The organism is Bradyrhizobium sp. MOS002 (assembly GCF_003020115.1).
In the GTDB taxonomy this organism is placed as follows: Bacteria; Pseudomonadota; Alphaproteobacteria; order Rhizobiales; family Xanthobacteraceae; genus Bradyrhizobium.
Genome location: NZ_PYFX01000025.1, coordinates 33,656 through 49,466, shown reverse-complemented (window position 1 = coordinate 49,466; position 15,811 = coordinate 33,656). Strand labels below are relative to the sequence as shown.

Here is a 15,811-nt window from a genome sequence, read left to right as displayed (position 1 = left end):
GGCTCCTGCTCGAACTTCACCAGCTGATTGTCCACGGTGTCCAGGCTCTCGCTGGTTTCCGTCAAAAACTCCCGCAACAGATCATCCATGAGCTACGCCTTAACTGAGCTGGATCTGGACTCGACGCCCGAGTCGCGCTTGGCATGAACGGAAGCGCTGCCTTGGATCGTTAGACATCCCCTTTCACGGTCCCGTTAATTTCATCCTCCGTGCTAATACGGATATTGAAGACAAGTTTGCCGTTCGACCGCATGCGACAGCGTTTTTCGGCAAAACCGGCACCACGCCGCAACGGCGAGACGCGTTAGGTGAACGTGTCGATAACAGCGGGACCAGACGCGCGGGAAAGCCCTGCATGTGATGGACGATCCGCGCCGTCTTCGCGGAATTGCATCGAGACGCCTGCAATCCGGAGCGGTCTCGCCACTTTCGCCTGGTGCTTTGCCGGGATACGCAAGATCCGCATTTTGCGGTAAACGAACAGTTACCCGCGTCCACTGCGGCCGGGGCCGCGCTAACCCAGGTGCGCGGCCGAGGCAAGGTCGCCGTCGGGACGGTGCTCCGCCAGACAATCGTTGATGGCGGCGAGCAGTGCTTGCGGCGTGAACGGCTTGCGCAGACAGCGCGCCGCACCGAGCTCCAGCGCCATCCGGAGGAAATCGGGAGCTGGCGAATTCAAATTTGCGAACGCGTAGCCGGACATCGCGATCAGCGGAACGGCCGGGGCCCGCTCGTGAAAGATCCGGACCGATTCAAACCCGCGCATGTGCGGCATGAAGATGTCGATGATCATGAGATCGAACTGCTGGTGTTCGAGGGCGCGAAGTCCGGCTTCCCCTCCTTCGGCGATCGTCACCCGAAAATCGTTGCGCTGGAGATAGACCTCGATGGCCATGCAGACCATCGGGTCGTCGTCGACGACGAGAATATGGCGCAGACTTTCTGTCCCCGTTTGAGCTTCCCGGTTTGGCGATTCAATAATTGAAGCGTGGCGCACGCCTTGCTCCTTTGCTCGAGAAATGAACTGTTGAGAATGTCGTTGGCGGAGCGGGAAAGACGATGGACGCGAAAATCTGCGGCCACGCCGCGCCAAGGTTCAAAGCAATGTTTGAGGACGGCAGCCACTCGTCCGTCAAGCGAGGATGCACGGATCGACCGGCGTCCGATGGCAGGGCGGATGCGATGCTTCCGGCTCATGGAGGCCCCTTGCCGCTTTTACCTGCGCAACCCTTGCAGGCTGGCGCACAGGCTTATGAGCGAATCAGCGCGCCAATCTCATTTCGGCCGCAAATGCACCAGCCTGTCTGCCCCCCAACGGGTATACGCAGAGCGACACAACCGTTATAATATGGTTTGCTGGCACGCAACTAGATGACGAACGGACACCAGCGCGGATCACTTCGAGACGCGCCGGATCAACGTGACCGCGACCGTCCTCCGACCGATGCTCCAGTCGACCAATCTGGATCTGCTGGGACAGCAGCTCGGTACATTGGAAATGGTCAGGGAATCTGTCTTGGCGAGGCCGACGTGCAGCGGCGATCACCGGTCGGACAACTTGTCTCAATTGCCAATATATCCCGACGGGAACATGATGGAACTTGCGCGAACGGCAAGCAGTTTTGCGTGCTGCGGCTCGCTGGTCCGGGAGACGGGAGGCTACTCTGGAAACAATAGTGCGTTCCTCCAACGGGTTCCTGTCCGCGCTGTCGGCAGACGATTATGAATTGATCCGCCCGCACCTGCGTACAGGCGACCTGCCGCATGACGCGGTGCTGGTCGAGACCGGCGAAACGCTCAAGCGCGCCTACTTTCCCCATCGCGGCGTCATCTCGCTGGTGGTGGAGCTCGCCAGGGGCGAGCACGTGCAAGTCGCCATGATCGGCCGCGACAGCCTGCTCGGAACGCTCTCGACCATGGGCGATGCCTGCGCGCTGAACACGGCCATCGTGCTGGTTCCCGGCTCCGCCTCGATGATGGACCTCGACCGGCTGCGCGTCGCGGCCGACCAGAGCGGCACCCTGCGGACGCTGCTCACGCGTCACGGGCTGGCGGTCTACGCGCAGGTGCAGCAGACCGCGGGCTGCAACGCCGCCCATCCGGTGGAGGCGCGGCTGTCGCGCTGCCTGCTGCACACCCATGACCTCTCCGGCGACTACCGGCTGATGCTGACCCAGGAGGCGATGGCGCAGATGATCGGCGCTCGGCGGAACAGCGTGTCGCTGGTCGCCAATACCTTGCAGCAGGCGAATTTCATTCACTACAGCCGCGGACACATCCAGATCCTCAACCTGGACGGCCTGCGCCAGACGGCGTGCGAATGCTACGCCACCGTGAAGGCGCAGTATGACCGGCTGCTCGGTCCGCGCTGACCGGCGCTGCGGCGTGGTAAACCGGCCGCTAATTCCGGCCCGCAAACACGGATTGTCCTGCTACCGGAACTGAAATCCGGATGCCGTAGACACGGACGTGCCGCGCGCGCCTGTACGGGCCGGCGGCAAACGAACCGTGATCAAGGCAGGCCAAACCATGTTCGAAGTCACCGTCGCGGCTGCGCAGACAGCGCTTGATGCCGAGCCCGCGCGCGAGGCGGGCGCGTACCAGGCGCTGGTGCGCGAGATCGGCGAGGACGGTGCTGGCGAAGTGCGCGACGTGTTCTGGAGCGAGACCTGCGCGCGCCTGCAATTGTTCCGCACGCTCTCGCTCGCGCAGGACCACGGCAGGATCGCGCGCGAAGCGCATTCGCTGAAGAGCGCAGCCGGAACGTTCGGCTATGTCAGGCTCGCGGTGCTGGCGCTGCGGCTGGAGAACACCGCAGTGAGGCTCGGCGACGCCGGATTTCGCGACCTCCTGGACCTGATGGACGCGGCCTACGCAGCCGCACGCGCGCAGGAGCCGGAGGGCTAGATTCTTATTTGACGCGCTCGCTCGAAACGCCGTAACCACTCACGCGTGCATCCCCGCCGTACTTCTACGGCTTGGGATTTTCACAGATGGCTAATCATAGGCAGCGATAGTCGCCGGAAACCAGGAGGGTTTCCATGTTCACCTACGAGACCGCGGACCAGAAAGAAGTTCGTCGCTTCCGCATCGCACAGTTCAACGGCCGGATGGCGACGGTGGCCGCTGGCGAGGCGACGGTGACCGGCTTCGTGCGTTCGGTGCTGGAGCAGGAATCGAGCATGCCGCCCCGCTGGACCATCACGATCATTCCCAATACGCCGAAGGAAGAGCTCAAGCCGCTGCGGCCCTCGTCGCGCGCGCGTCCCTTCGCCGAAGATTATTTCTGAGCGGGTCTCTCTCGAGAGACGTCTCACGCTTGGCCCTCGCCGCCGGCGAGTGGCCCGAGGCAAGAGCCTTCAGTCGATCGAATGCAGCAGCGCCGCACGGACGAGGTCCGCCGTGTTGCGCGCACCGAGCTTCCGCATCGCCTCGGCGCGATGGCTCTCGAAGGTGCGCGGGCTGATCTGCATCCGAAGCGCACCCTGCTTGTTCGAATATCCTTCGCTTATCAGCCTCAACACCTCGCGCTCGCGCTTGGTCAGCCGCTTCTGGCCTGACAGGCCGAGGATTTCGGCGCTCGGCACGCGCTGCGGCTGTGGCGCGCGCGTGAGCTTCGATTGGGCGTCCTCGGCCCTGGACGCGATCGGCAGGCCACCCGTGTGAGAACCGGCAAGCTGTTTGACGAGGCCGCAAACCCGCTCGGTCTGCACCAGCGCATTCTCCACGACCCGCTGCAAATAGGCACGGTCGCCCGTCACCGGCGCGAGCTGATCGCTGTGATGCTTGATCTCGCCCATGTAGAGCAGGAGCGCCGTGAGGGGACCGTTGAGCTCGCGGGCGATGGCGGCGGCCATTTCGTCGGCCGCTTTGGCGCGGGCGGCGTTCAGGCGGACGACATCGAGCTCTTCAGTTGGAGCAGCGTTGCTTTCGTACCATTCCGACGGCCGCGAATCAGTGGCCGTATCATTCTGTGACCCCATGTCACTCGTTTAGCGGAACCCAAGGCGATCTGTGGTTAACTTTTTTCTCCGTAAGACTACGGTGAATTTGGCAGCTTTGTGCTGAAACCTCGACACAGGCACACTTTATGCTTGAGTAGCAACCACCCTCGACACTCTTAGGTTGCTGAATCTGCCCAAATGGCGGGCCGATGACCCGAAGCTGCCTTAACGCCGATCCGCGCCGGTTACCTGCGGCCCCGGATTTTACGGATATATTAACGGCGGCTTGCTTCTCTATGTCGCAATTGAGAGCGCGCAAATGCCTCCATGCATGGGGCCGGTAGGCCTGCTGGAATCGTTGCGGAAGATTGCGTGCCATGAACGAGATCGACCAGCTATCGAACTTCTTGCAGAAGCTGACGCCGCTGTCGCGCAGCTGCCTGCTCAGCGAGCTCGAACGGCTCGAGCTGTGCGGCATCGACATGCCGGGCTCATCCGATCTCCAATCCCGGTTGCGGGCCGAATTTCGCAAGGACGGATCGAGCCAGGCGCGCGCCACCAGTCCCTCGCGCCATTTCTTTGCGCCGCTCGAGCTGCTTCTGATCGACGGCGCGCCCGAGCATGCCAATATGGGGCGGATCTCGCGCAACACCCTCACCCCGATCTGGGAGTGGATCTGCCGCGACCTGCTGCCGACCATGGCGCGCGACTACATCAAGGCGATCAACGACCAGGTCGCCGCCAACAATCAGAAGGAAGTGCTGAAGATCGCAACGACCTTCCAGACCAAGGTCGTCAAGGTTCTCGAGAGCACCCTCGCATCGGCGGAGAGCACCGAGTTCGCGCGCGGCAAGCTCGCGCAATATACGGCATCGCGCACCGCATTCGACGACGTGAAGAAGATGCAACATGTGCTGCGCGCCGGCGCCGCGCTGCCGAAGTTCAACGAAAAGCTGCCCGAGAAGATCACGAAATTCGACGACGGCCAGGTTGATCAGATCACCGCACGCTTGGACGCCTTCAAGAAGGCCCATCCCGAGGCGCTGCCGTTCGCGCTGACGCTGGTGGCGAAGCGGCTGAAGACGTTCTGGCAATTGGTGCGCCTTGCCACCAAGGCCGCCGCGAGCAAGAACGCCGCAGATGTCGCCGCCACGCCCTATGCCTGCGTCGTTCACATGGTGCTCGACCAGCTCGACGACAGGCGCCTCGCCTTGCGCATCGCGCTCCGGCACAACCGGGTGCTGATCGCACGCGACCTGCTCACCGAGATCTACGACACCGAATATGCGCTCAAGGTGCGGATCGACGGCATCGAGCATTGCGAATGGGGCATTCGCCTCCAGCAATTGATGGACGCGATCGCGGCGCTGGTCTCCGCCGAGGTGAGCCGCTTTCCTTCCAATGTCGGCCACATTCTCGGCTCGCGCCGGCTGCGCAGCCACGACACGCTCGGTGGAAAGCTGTCCTATCTGGCCTGGAAGGGACGCGATGCGATCGAGGACGGCGCGGCCGCGTTGCGCAAACTGATCGGCCAAACCTGATCCCGCGCTAATGCGCGCGCGGCAGGCACAGGAAGCGATCGAGAAATCGCCCTGACAGCACGAATCTGAACCACCAATACATTATTCGCCGCGTCGTCATTGCTGCGATCCTCGACAGCCCACCACCGGCTGCCCAGAGGAATAGCGCAAGTGCAGCAATCCGCTTGTGATGTGCTTCACACTGGCGCCAGCGCGCCCGGACGCATTGTCGCAGAACCGTCACGAGCGAACGGGAAAAATGCGAGCGTCGCGGGCAATTGAGGCGCTCCATTATTCAATTTGACGAGGCGTGCGCGGCTTCGTCCAATTGCAGGACAGTGCGCGTGCGTGCGGCCGCACTGCACGTCGCGGAAATCTCCAGTGATTGCCGCACCCCTGCGCCCGACGCGCGGGCAGATGTAAAAACTGCTTCAACGAGACCCGGACAATTTTAGACATGATGGGCGCTTTAACGTTACCCAGATAATTCGACAATCGACTGAAGCGCTCCATATTTGAAACTGCTCACATCGCTACACACCGGCACGGAACGGGAGTGGCTTGCGATGAACGACGACATTGTAGAACTCGCCGAACGAAGGCCGAAAACCTTCGGACGGCGAAAGGTGAAGCCGCGCGCCTGCGTGGCCGACGGCAAGCGCCATCTGCGCGCGTTTCTCGCGGAGGTGCTGGAGGATCTCGGCTTCGTCACCACCGAATGCGCCAGCGCCGAGGAGCTGCAGAGCGTGCTGACGAGCGGATTGCCCGACCTGATCCTGCTCGGCATCGCCGCCGACGGCATCGAGCCCGGCAAATTTCTGGAGACGCTGGTGCGCGAGGCCTTCGACGGCAGGGTTCTGACCGTGGGCGCCCGCGAGTCGATCATCGTCAGGGCCGTGCAGCAGGTCGGCGAGGAATACGCCCTCAAGATGCTGCCGCCGCTGACCACGCCCTTTGCCGCGGAGACGCTGCGCGACCGCGTCGCGATGCTGTTGCCCGAGGAGCCGGCGCCGAGCCCGGCCGTGCATGTCGGCGAGGCTCTGCATGCCGGCTGGCTCGAGCTCTGGTACCAGCCCAAGATCGACGCGCGCACGTTGATCCGCAATAGCGCCGAGGCGCTGGTGCGGATGCGGCATCCGACCTGGGGCGTGGTGCCGCCGGCCTATTTCATCCCCGAAGAGCACGACCCGAATCTGCGCCACCTCTCCGAATTCGTGATCGAGCGCGCCGTGCAGGACTGGCACTATCTGCTGGAGCAGCAGAGCCCGGTCGATCTCGCGATCAACCTGCCGGCGTCATATCTGAAGGAGCCGCAGGCCGTGCGCGATCTCTGCCGCCGCATGCCGACGCATCCGGCGTTCGGCGGGCTGACGATCGAGATCGACAGCGAGGAGGCGATCCGCGACCTCGATCTCCTGGTCGAGGTCGCCCGCGAACTGCGTCTGCACAATATCGGCCTGTCGGTCGACAATCTCGGCGCCAACTGGCCATCGCTGATGGACCTCGGAAAACTTCCCTTCATCAAGCTGAAGGCCGACCGGCACTTCGTCACCGGCAGCGGCACCGATCGCCTCAAGCGCACGGTGTGCCGCCACATCGTCGAGCTTTCGCATGGCTACGGCGTGCGCGCCGTCGCCGAGGGCGTCGAGAGCCGGGCCGACCTCGTCGCCGCCAACGAACTCGGCTTCGACCTCGTGCAGGGTTTTCTGTTCGGCAAGCCGATGCCGCTGAAGAAGTTTGCGCGGAGCACGCTGACGCGGACTGTGATGGGGTGATGTCGTGCGCGGGCGACCGATTACACTGTTGCCGCGCAACCATCCGTCGTCGAGCGCATGGAGCTCGCCTCATCATTCGGGCTGCGTGCCTCGACCTGCTCGGCGTGAAGCGCGAATCCGGTCGCGCCGGAATGCTCAAGTCCCGCGCGGAGCTGCATGCTCGGAATCAGGTAATCGCCGCCATTCTGGCGCCGGTAGGGAATCGGCGATGTGGTCGCAAGCGTCCGCATCCTCTCGCGCAAATGTTCGGCCGTCGCCTGGAAACCGGCTTCGTCCAGTTTGTCGGCCTTGTAGACAACGAACGGCGGAAGCACGTCATAGCCGGGATAATAGAGGATGCCGTGATTGATCGGGAACAGCAGGTCGTCGATCGGCCCGTTGATCCCGCGCGCCGAATAATGCTCCTGCCAGCCGCCGGCGGTCACGATCAGCATCGCGCGCTTGCCGGCCAGCCTGCCTTCGCCGTAACGGTCGCCCCAGCGCCTGTCGCTGTGCTCGCCGACGCCATAGGCAAAACCGTAGGCGAACACGCGGTCGACCCAGCCCTTGAGCATGGCCGGCATGCCGAACCACCACAGCGGGAATTGCAGGATCAGGACGTCCGCCCACAACAGCTTCTCGATCTCGGCCTTGACGTCCGCGGTGAGTGTGCCCGACTCGAACGCCTGCTTGGAGGCGGCGGCCGGCGCCAGCCGCGCATCCGGCGACAGCAGCGGAAAGTCGGCGCGGCCGACATCGGATGTCCAGCCCTGGGCGTAAAGGTCTGACACCCGCACCTCATGTCCCTCAGACTCGAGTTCTCTGACGGCAACATCGCGGAGCGAGCCATTGAGCGAGCGCGGCTCGGGATGAGCGAAGACGATCAACACTTTCATGATCAGCACCTTGGTTGACGATTGCGAGCCGCAGGTAGCGCCTCCGACTGCAATCCGGTAGTTGTCGCCGATGGATAGGATCATGCCGAAATATGGATAGATCGGACGTGACGCTCGAACGCATGCGCAGCTTCGTGCGGGTCGCCGAACGCGGAAGCCTGTCGGCGGTCGCGCGCGAGCTTGGTCTCGGCCAGTCGACGGTGACGCGGCATCTTCGGGAACTGGAGCAGGCCGTCGGCGTGTCACTGCTCACGCGGACCACGCGCAGCGTGACGATGACCGAAGAGGGGCGCCGCTATTATGCCGACTGCGTGCAGATCCTGCGCCTGGTCGAACTCGCCGGCGACGAGGCGCGCAGCACGCGCGGCGCGCCTGCCGGAACGGTGCGGATCTCCTGCACCGCGGCGTTCGGCGTGCTCCACGTCAGCCGTTTGGTGTTCGCGTTCCAGGACCGCTATCCGGACGTGGCGGTGGATCTCAGCCTGACCGACGAGCGGATCGACCTGGTGCGGGAAGGTGTCGATATCGCCCTGCGGCTGGGGCCGCTCCCCGACAGCTCGATGAAGCTGAGGCTGCTTGGTCAGTCGCGGCGGGTGCTTGTGGCCGCACCGGACTATCTGGCTTCGCGCGGCAGGCCCACGCGCCCGCAGGATCTCGCGGGCCACGAGGGTGTCAGGATGTCGAACATCACCGGCAGCGACGAGCTCGTGTTGCACGGGCGGCGCGGCGGCCGCCATGTGGTCCCGTTTGCAGGGCGGCTGCGGGTGGATCACGGGCTTGCTGCACGCGAGGCGCTCGCGGCCGGTCGTGGCATTGCGCCGGCCCATCTTTGGCTCGTCGACGACCTTCTTGCCTCCGGCCAACTCGAGCGCGTGCTTCAAGACTACGCGCCGCCGTCCGTTCCGCTCAACATGCTGATCGTCCCGGAGCGGTCCGGCATCGCGCGCGTACGGCTGCTGGTCGATTTTCTCGCCAAGGGGATCGCGCAACTGCCGGGGATCGAAAAGCCCCAACCGGGCAAGCCGTAAGGCCAGATCAATTCGGCCTCAGGCAAACCGCCGCGCGAAGAAGACGCAGGCGACCACCAGCGCGGTCGCCACGATCATGCTCCAGGCCACCGGTTCGTGCAGAAGCAGGCCTGCCAGCGCGAGGCCGAAGAACGGCTGGAGCTGCTGCAATTGGCCGACGCGGGCGATGCCGCCGACCGCGAGCCCGCGATACCAGAAGATGAAACCGACGAACATGCTGAAGACGGAGACATAGGCGAGCCCGATCCAGGCGGGCACATCGATGCCGCTCCAGGTCGAGGGCCAGGTCCAAATCGCGACCGGCACCATCAGCGGCAGCGCCAGCAGCAGCGCCCAGGAGATCACCTGCCAGCCGCCGAGCCGGCGCGACAGCGCGGCGCCTTCGGCATAGCCGAGCCCGCACAGCACGATCGCCGCGACCATCAGCAGATCGCCGGTGAGCGAGGCCGTGCCGTCGTTGGAGAGGGCAAAGCCCGCGACGGTAGCGCTGCCGAGAACAGCGAACAGCCAGAACATCGGCTGCGGCCGCTCGCCGCCGCGCAGCACGCCGAAGATCGCGGTCGACAGCGGCAAGAGCCCGATGAAGACGATCGAATGCGCCGAGGTGATGTGCTGCAGCGCGAGCGCCGTCAGCAAGGGAAAACCGACCACGACGCCGATGGCGACGATGGCGAGCGAGACGAGATCCTTGCGCTGCGGCCGCGCCTGACGGAGCAGGAAGAGCACGGCCACACCGATCAGCGCCGCGATGACCGCGCGCGCCGAGGTCAGGAACAGCGCGGAAAACCCGCCGACCGCCACCCGCGTCGCCGGCAGCGAGCCGCTGAAGATGATGACGCCGAGAAGCCCGTTGCCCCAGCCGGTGGCGGAAGAGTGCATGTCCGTTTTGCCTTGTGGGTGGTGATCCGAACTGGAGAGGCCAGCCGGGGTGGCGACGATTACCATTAAGCTTCCGGACCCGGACAACAAAAAGCGCGAAAACAACCCCATGCACAGTAGACGAGGGTAGGAAGATCAATGGGTTAGGCGGGGCGAAATTGGGCGGTTTGACAGCGTTGATCGCCAGTCGGTAGTGCTGCGGCAAAACAGGGGCATACTGCCCTTATTGCGGGAGACCCGAAGGGCGCCCCGGCGGCCACCCACGCCGTCAGTGTCGGCTCCGCCCTGAGCCGGTGAAGAAGCGAGCAACTAGAGGGTGATTAGAGCAGGCAAGTGTGCTGCACCTGTCAGCGGGTGCATGCCGAGCCGAAGGTAGATTTCACGCTTCAAGGCATCTTCGTAGCCAGTTCCAAACGCGGATTCAGTAATCGCGGTTTGAATGTCCTTCTCCGCCTGCGATACCCATTTGATGAACTCCGTGACTGCAGTGTCCATCGCTTTGCGATCGGTAGAGACTGAGAAGATTGAGCGACCGACTAGCAGGGCTCGAATAATAGCCTCCGCGACGGGGGCCGGATGCGTTGCAGCGTAGACAGTCACCCCGCCCTTCGCGCGAACCTCAATTTCGTAGCTGTCAAGTAGATGACCGATTGTGATTTCCTTGAGGCTGCCACGTTCGAACACGAGCGGCAGATCGAACTTGGCACCGCTTGCAAAGTCATCAGGAAAGTTCTTTGTCTTTAGCTTCGGTTCTACCGCGTAGACGATGGAATCGGCCACGCTCCCGATGCTGTCTGATTGCTGCTTCTTCGTCTTTTTCCGCTTGTCTTCAGCAACCACGATGCGAGCTCGGCACGTCGCCCGAATGTCGTCATACATCTGGTCTGCGGTCACATCGGTGCCGGCCGTCTTCAAAATCCACTCGTCGAGGTCGCGAAGCTTCTTCTCTGGTTGCCAAAAATCCGAGGCCCAGTCGATTGGGCCTTCCTTGTCCCAGACTGCTTGGGCGAGTGTGACAAGCTTAGTGCGCTCCTTCGCTTTCAGTTTCCTCACATCGAGGACCGGGTAATCGCGCAGCTTCGTTGTCGGTGCTTCGAGCGCACCGGCACCCATGCTCGCTGCGCCGTTGATTTCCAGGCTGTAGGCAAAGATGGACGAGGTTAGCGCTGCCGCCACCTCTTTCCACTCCACGCCATCGACCGGGGCAATGCTATTGAGGCGCTGGTCTACCAACGTCGGCTTGTCCATCACAAACGGCGCATAGACAGTGTTGAGCGCTTTGCGGAGCCAGATGTGGTGAAACGCGGGCTTTGCCTTCGGCGCGTACCATGTACCGCCGCTCTGCGCTTCGCAGCGCTTCCTTGATGGTGAGGTTCTTTCCAGTTTGCTTCTTTTCTGCCGCGCTTCGATCGGCCATAGCCTCGATGTAGCGCCAAGCACCCGTGCCCCTGAGGTCGCCGCGCTTGTCCCTACAAGCGAACAACCACAATGAAGGGGTCGGGCTCTGTTCATACGTTGAAGTGTCGAGGTCTTTGAGCATGATCATCGGGATAAGATATTTCTTCTCGATGCCATAGGTGCTGATCGTTGCCTTGTTGAGGTAGAAGAAGTCGTTCTGGAGCGATTTATAGCCGAGGCTCACATCGGCGATACTACGGAGTGCAGTGAACATCAGGCGACGTCTTTGAAGATAGAGTAATAGGAGAGCGGCGCACGCAGGAATTTCGACCAGTTCCGAGGCTTAGTGCGATCGTCGTTCAGGCCTTTGCGTTCGCAAGCTGGATCGACGAGCTTTATTCGATACTTCTCATTTTCGACTGAGACGTTGCTTTCAAGCTCCTGCGCCAGCGCGACAACACGCGCCCAATATTCACCATTCCCGCCTGTGAGCACCGAGATCGGCTGCTTCAACGTAACAAAACGGATCGGTTCGTCGGGTGCGTCCTTTGGCCCCTTCTCGGCGATTAAAAGGACAGCGTTTACGTCCACTTGCGGAAAGAACGATTCGGCGTTGGAAGCGATCACGGACTGAATGCGTATCGTGCCGAGCAATGCCTGCTGAAGCGTGATGGCATAGTCCGAGGTAAGCCAGCTGGCCGGAGTAACGAACCCGAGTCGAGAGCCGTTCTTCATCAGCTTGGTGGCGTGATAGATGAAAAACGCGAACAGGTCTGTTTTCGCACCCGCGTCGAACCCCGCTGCAACGGCCGATTGAAAGAGCTTCTTCCGATAGTCCGGGTCTAAGTCGTCCTGGTTCTGTGAGCGTAGGTAAGGCGGATTTCCGACGATGGAATCAAATTGCGGGATCGGCACCGGGACTTTCTGAGTTCCAGATGCAGCCTGTGACGCCGGAAACTCAATCGTGTCCTTCTGATTGCGACTGAAGAAATTGCTGACGTTAATGCGCGGAAAGTTCTCATATTCCGCCATGTCCTGACGGTAGAGATTGATCACCGCGAGCTCTGCTGCAAAGGGGCTCACGTCGAACCCCCAGATGATAGAAAGCAGTTCCTTATGCGAAAGATTGGCGGCATACGCTAGGTAGCTATACGCGCTCATGAGGAACGTGCCGCTGCCACATCCCGGGTCCAGCACAAACGGTCTTTCGCCGTCGATGGTGCTGGCCACCAAGAGATCAGCAACGGGTCGCGGGGTGTAAAACTGCCCAAGGAGTATCTGCTGTCCGCGCGGGATTAAGTGCTCAAAAATTGAGCCGAGCACGTCATCCGTAAGCGAAGCCCAGTCATACACGGCGAGCTGAGCAATGAGTCGGCGAATGATTGCCTGTGCAACCTTCCCGACCGGGACAAGAGCCTCGATCGGTTCCGGCTTAAACAGGGCTTCGTAGTCATAGCGTCGCACGTCGTCGAAGAACGGCTTCAGTGCCGCCGGCAACACATCCGTCGGCGAAACTTGAAGTTCTTTGAGCGCGGGTATTTTTCTGCGAAGCGCGAAATAGAAAAGTATCTGCCCGATGAAACGGTAGCCAATTTGTCCGGCAATCGCGTAATCGATGTCGTCAACGAAGCCCTCGAAGCCCTGTTCTGTTGCAATCTGCTTTAGCTTCTTGCGGAGCTTGCGGTCGGTGTTCGAGGCCTTCTTGAGATCCTTGTAAAAAATAGTGCGAAGCTGTCCGATGTCCTCAGTCAAACGCGATACGAAAATTTCCGGGTCGATTGCCCTCTGATTGCTGATCCCGGAGATATTGTGGTTGACCGCTGCATCGAGAATTTCCACCGCCTGCTCATGCAGGTCTTTCTTGAAATTCGCTTTCAGCCAGTCATCAACATGCGTGAGCGCGAGCGGATGTGTCGATCTGAGGATGGCATTGGCGGGCGTCGGATTGGTTATGGTGGTTTCGTAAACCTCGAAATCGCGCATGTTCCACAGCGCGAAGTACTTCGACTTCCAATATCGCCCTTTCCCGAGCGCGTCGGCGAAGAAAGCCGGATCGTTAATCGGCGTTGTCGGAGTCTTCAGTTCGATGGCGAGAAACGGCAGCACCGCAAGACGGTCAATCCACACGATCATGTCGCTGCGGTGGCCTGATGTCTTACGTGGCTTTTCCTGAGTAGCGGTATCGAGGCCCAGGGCGCGCTTTGAAATCTCAGTATTCAGCCAGGTGATTACCTGCCCTTGGAACTCCTGTTCGTTGGTTTCTTTTCGGCCCGACTTCTTCGCCATATCGAATCCCCAACATTCCCGTCTTCATAGCATCCGACTGCTCGGCTGACACGGGCCGCGCAGCCAAGCCGTTGATTTTCTGAGAAATGAACCGCCAGTACGGTTGGTAAAGCCGCCAAAGTCCGGCTGGGGGAAATCAGCGGCGTTTGCCAGCTAGTCGGCGCGGCAGCTTCGACCAACCTGACTCTCCACATTGAAAATCAAGCGAGCTATCCAACCGAGAGTCCACGGCCAAGCCAACTCGGGTTAATTGGCGGAGAGGGAGGGATTCCCACCACCCCCGTTGAACCAACCCGCTGATATTTCAAATTTTATCGGCGGAATAAGGGCTTCCTGCATGTCCCGGGGCTACACCAAGGGGCTACACCGTGGGAAGCAATCGCATGCCAAAGCCGGTCCGCAAGAAAAAGGACAAAAAACAGACGAAGAGCGACGTCTGGTGGCTCCGCAAGAAGGTCTCGGAGCGGTTCCGCGCCATCGTGGGCCGACGCGAGGTCTGGCGCTCGCTCGAAACCACCGACTTCAAGACGGCGGTGGTCGCGTGCAACAAGCTCAGCTTGGAGCTGGACAAGGAGTGGCAGGATCGGCTCCGGGCGGCCCAAGTCGCCGGCAGGACCGCCGCCGCCCCGGCACGGACCATGACCGACTGGGATCTCAGCGGTCTCCAGCGCGTCGTCCACGAACTGGGCCGCGAGGCCCAGATTCGGAATCCCCCGGCCGGCGCCAAGTGGGCCCAAGGCACCCAACTGCGCGACGAGGAGCAGAACGATGAGGAGCGCGAGTTCGACGAGCAGGCACTGGACCGGTTCCTGAGCCGGACCGGCTACGATCTGACAGAGGCAGACCGGAAGCGCTTTCTGCCCATGTACGTCGAAGCGCAGCGTCAGATCTCGGTCGATCTCACCCGGGCCGCCAGGAACCACGACTATTCGGAATCGAACGCCTTCGCCAAAAACGCGCCCTCCCTGTCGAATCGGATCGACCTCGTCCAGGCATTCGAATTCTACTGCGACAAGGCCGGCATCAAGGGTGGCGCGACCGGCCCCACCGCCAAGCGCTGGCGCCCGAAGATCGCGGCCTTCTGTGAATTCGTAGGGCATACGGACCTTTGCCGGATGACCAGGAACGACGCGTACCGGTGGGTCGACCACCTCACGGATGAAGGAGTCGCGAAAAAGTCGATCCGGGAAGTCTGGATCGCTTCCCTGAGGGCCGTCGCCGGCTTCCAGATCGAGCGCGGCTTGTTCACGTCCGAAAATCCGTTTTCTCGGATCCGCGTGCGCGGCGTCAAGTCGACCAAGACCTCGAACAAAAAGGGGTTCTCCGACAGCCAGGCGGCGACGATCCTCACGGCCACGCTCGGCACCTTCTCCCACCTGACCACGCCGGAGACGCGGGCCGCACGTCGCTGGATTCCCTGGGTCTGCGCTTATTCCGGCGCGCGCGTGAACGAGATCACCTCGCTGCTGCCGTCCGACGTGAGGCCGGATCCGGAAACCGGTATATTGTGCATCCATCTGAGGCCCGAAATGACCAAGGGGGACTACGAGCGCGTCATCCCGGTGCACTCCCACCTGATCGAACAAGAATTCGCGGAGTTCGTCGAAAAGCGCGAGAAGGCCGGTCTTCCGCTCTTCTACGACCCGAAGCGGGCAGAAGGTGGAGAGAACGCCAATCCGCAATGGCAAAAGGTCGCGGAGCGCCTCGGCGAGTGGGTCGTCAAGAGTCTCCGCGTCACCGGCGTCAAACCGAATCATGCCTGGCGGCATCGGTTCAAATCGGTGTCGCGCGAGGTCGGCATGCATCCCGAGGTCGAGGCGTTCATCACGGGCCACGGCGGATCGGACGATCCTGACGAGATAAAAAAGGTCAGCCTGAACTACGGCGACCCCTGGGTGAAAACATTGAAGAAGACCATCGAGCTCTACCCCCGCTACGAGATCGCGGCACCGAGCACGCCGCTTCGGCGCGTACGGCGCACGCGCGAGCAGATGGACGCGGCGAAAGCCACAAAGACCGGACGCCGGAAGGGCGCGCAGCCGGCCTCGGTGAGAGCCTGAGATGTGGAAGAACGACGCGGTGCTCGCAAGCCTCGGACCTTGATCG

14 protein-coding genes are annotated in these 15,811 nt (G+C 61.9%); 7 read left to right on the top strand and 7 right to left on the bottom strand.

The window, feature by feature from the left end:
• Positions 1-514: 514 nt before the first annotated feature.
• Positions 515-997: a response regulator gene (locus tag C7G41_RS34065; RefSeq protein WP_106946627.1), complete on the bottom strand. Its 483-nt coding sequence runs from the start codon at positions 995-997 to the stop codon at positions 515-517.
• 676 nt (positions 998-1,673) lie between these two features.
• On the opposite strand from C7G41_RS34065, the gene C7G41_RS34060 reads away from it, so the two are divergent.
• The 3 genes from C7G41_RS34060 (at position 1,674) to C7G41_RS34050 (ending at position 3,290) form a co-directional block, all read left to right on the top strand.
• A complete protein-coding gene (locus C7G41_RS34060) occupies positions 1,674-2,372 on the top strand; it encodes a Crp/Fnr family transcriptional regulator (RefSeq protein ID WP_245446844.1) in 699 nt (232 codons plus the stop codon).
• Positions 2,373-2,529: 157 nt separating this feature from the next.
• A complete protein-coding gene (locus C7G41_RS34055; RefSeq protein WP_199198758.1) occupies positions 2,530-2,907 on the top strand; it encodes an Hpt domain-containing protein in 378 nt (125 codons plus the stop codon).
• Positions 2,908-3,041: 134 nt separating this feature from the next.
• Entirely contained in the window at positions 3,042-3,290 is a 249-nt protein-coding gene (locus tag C7G41_RS34050; RefSeq protein WP_106946626.1) for a hypothetical protein, read from the top strand.
• A 69-nt stretch (positions 3,291-3,359) separates the two neighbouring features.
• Here C7G41_RS34050 and C7G41_RS34045 read toward each other — a convergent pair whose 3' ends face one another.
• Positions 3,360-3,983, bottom strand: a complete 624-nt coding sequence (locus C7G41_RS34045; RefSeq protein WP_106946625.1) for a helix-turn-helix transcriptional regulator — start codon at positions 3,981-3,983, stop codon at positions 3,360-3,362.
• Positions 3,984-4,321: 338 nt separating this feature from the next.
• Between C7G41_RS34045 and C7G41_RS34040 the strand changes: the two genes are divergently transcribed.
• Both C7G41_RS34040 and C7G41_RS34035 read left to right on the top strand, forming a co-directional pair.
• A complete protein-coding gene (locus C7G41_RS34040) occupies positions 4,322-5,485 on the top strand; it encodes a hypothetical protein (protein ID WP_106946624.1) in 1,164 nt (387 codons plus the stop codon).
• Between the two features lie 545 nt (positions 5,486-6,030).
• The gene (locus tag C7G41_RS34035) at positions 6,031-7,239 is read left to right on the top strand and encodes an EAL domain-containing protein (protein ID WP_106946623.1); all 1,209 of its coding nucleotides are present in this window, start codon (positions 6,031-6,033) and stop codon (positions 7,237-7,239) included.
• A 20-nt stretch (positions 7,240-7,259) separates the two neighbouring features.
• On the opposite strand, the gene C7G41_RS34030 is transcribed toward C7G41_RS34035, so the two are convergent.
• The gene (locus C7G41_RS34030; RefSeq protein ID WP_106946632.1) at positions 7,260-8,114 is read right to left on the bottom strand and encodes an NAD(P)H-dependent oxidoreductase; all 855 of its coding nucleotides are present in this window, start codon (positions 8,112-8,114) and stop codon (positions 7,260-7,262) included.
• A 92-nt stretch (positions 8,115-8,206) separates the two neighbouring features.
• Here C7G41_RS34030 and C7G41_RS34025 point away from each other — a divergent pair, with 92 nt between their 5' ends.
• Entirely contained in the window at positions 8,207-9,142 is a 936-nt protein-coding gene (locus tag C7G41_RS34025) for a LysR family transcriptional regulator (RefSeq protein WP_106946622.1), read from the top strand.
• Between the two features lie 18 nt (positions 9,143-9,160).
• Here the strand turns inward: C7G41_RS34025 and C7G41_RS34020 are convergent, their stop codons facing one another.
• The 4 genes from C7G41_RS34020 to C7G41_RS34005 all read right to left on the bottom strand — a co-directional run bounded on the left by C7G41_RS34020 (position 9,161) and on the right by C7G41_RS34005 (position 13,705).
• Positions 9,161-10,021 carry a DMT family transporter gene (locus C7G41_RS34020; RefSeq protein WP_106946621.1) on the bottom strand — a complete coding sequence of 287 codons (861 nt, stop codon included), beginning with the start codon at positions 10,019-10,021 and terminating at the stop codon, positions 9,161-9,163.
• A 309-nt stretch (positions 10,022-10,330) separates the two neighbouring features.
• Positions 10,331-11,269 carry a hypothetical protein gene (locus C7G41_RS34015; protein ID WP_106946620.1) on the bottom strand — a complete coding sequence of 313 codons (939 nt, stop codon included), beginning with the start codon at positions 11,267-11,269 and terminating at the stop codon, positions 10,331-10,333.
• Positions 11,232-11,693: a hypothetical protein gene (locus C7G41_RS34010; protein ID WP_106946619.1), complete on the bottom strand. Its 462-nt coding sequence runs from the start codon at positions 11,691-11,693 to the stop codon at positions 11,232-11,234. Before C7G41_RS34010 ends, C7G41_RS34015 begins: the two co-directional genes overlap by 38 nt.
• The gene (locus tag C7G41_RS34005; protein WP_106946618.1) at positions 11,693-13,705 is read right to left on the bottom strand and encodes an N-6 DNA methylase; all 2,013 of its coding nucleotides are present in this window, start codon (positions 13,703-13,705) and stop codon (positions 11,693-11,695) included. Before C7G41_RS34005 ends, C7G41_RS34010 begins: the two co-directional genes overlap by 1 nt.
• Before the next feature lie 383 nt (positions 13,706-14,088).
• Between C7G41_RS34005 and C7G41_RS34000 the strand changes: the two genes are divergently transcribed.
• On the top strand, positions 14,089-15,765 hold the full coding sequence (locus tag C7G41_RS34000; RefSeq protein ID WP_106946617.1) for a DUF6538 domain-containing protein: 1,677 nt from the start codon (positions 14,089-14,091) through the stop codon (positions 15,763-15,765).
• Positions 15,766-15,811: the final 46 nt, after the last annotated feature.

Excerpts from the sequence above, each read along its gene's own strand:
- C7G41_RS34055 (WP_199198758.1), top strand. The coding sequence starts at position 2,530 with ATGTTCGAAGTCACCGTCGCGGCTGCGCAGACAGCGCTTGATGCCGAG.
- C7G41_RS34050 (WP_106946626.1), top strand. The coding sequence starts at position 3,042 with ATGTTCACCTACGAGACCGCGGACCAGAAAGAAGTTCGTCGCTTCCGC.
- C7G41_RS34045 (WP_106946625.1), bottom strand. The coding sequence starts at position 3,983 with ATGGGGTCACAGAATGATACGGCCACTGATTCGCGGCCGTCGGAATGG.
- C7G41_RS34040 (WP_106946624.1), top strand. The coding sequence starts at position 4,322 with ATGAACGAGATCGACCAGCTATCGAACTTCTTGCAGAAGCTGACGCCG.
- C7G41_RS34035 (WP_106946623.1), top strand. The coding sequence starts at position 6,031 with ATGAACGACGACATTGTAGAACTCGCCGAACGAAGGCCGAAAACCTTC.
- C7G41_RS34030 (WP_106946632.1), bottom strand. The coding sequence starts at position 8,114 with ATGAAAGTGTTGATCGTCTTCGCTCATCCCGAGCCGCGCTCGCTCAAT.
- C7G41_RS34025 (WP_106946622.1), top strand. The coding sequence starts at position 8,207 with ATGGATAGATCGGACGTGACGCTCGAACGCATGCGCAGCTTCGTGCGG.
- C7G41_RS34020 (WP_106946621.1), bottom strand. The coding sequence starts at position 10,021 with ATGCACTCTTCCGCCACCGGCTGGGGCAACGGGCTTCTCGGCGTCATC.
- C7G41_RS34015 (WP_106946620.1), bottom strand. The coding sequence starts at position 11,269 with ATGGACAAGCCGACGTTGGTAGACCAGCGCCTCAATAGCATTGCCCCG.
- C7G41_RS34010 (WP_106946619.1), bottom strand. The coding sequence starts at position 11,693 with ATGTTCACTGCACTCCGTAGTATCGCCGATGTGAGCCTCGGCTATAAA.
- C7G41_RS34005 (WP_106946618.1), bottom strand. The coding sequence starts at position 13,705 with ATGGCGAAGAAGTCGGGCCGAAAAGAAACCAACGAACAGGAGTTCCAA.
- C7G41_RS34000 (WP_106946617.1), top strand. The coding sequence starts at position 14,089 with ATGCCAAAGCCGGTCCGCAAGAAAAAGGACAAAAAACAGACGAAGAGC.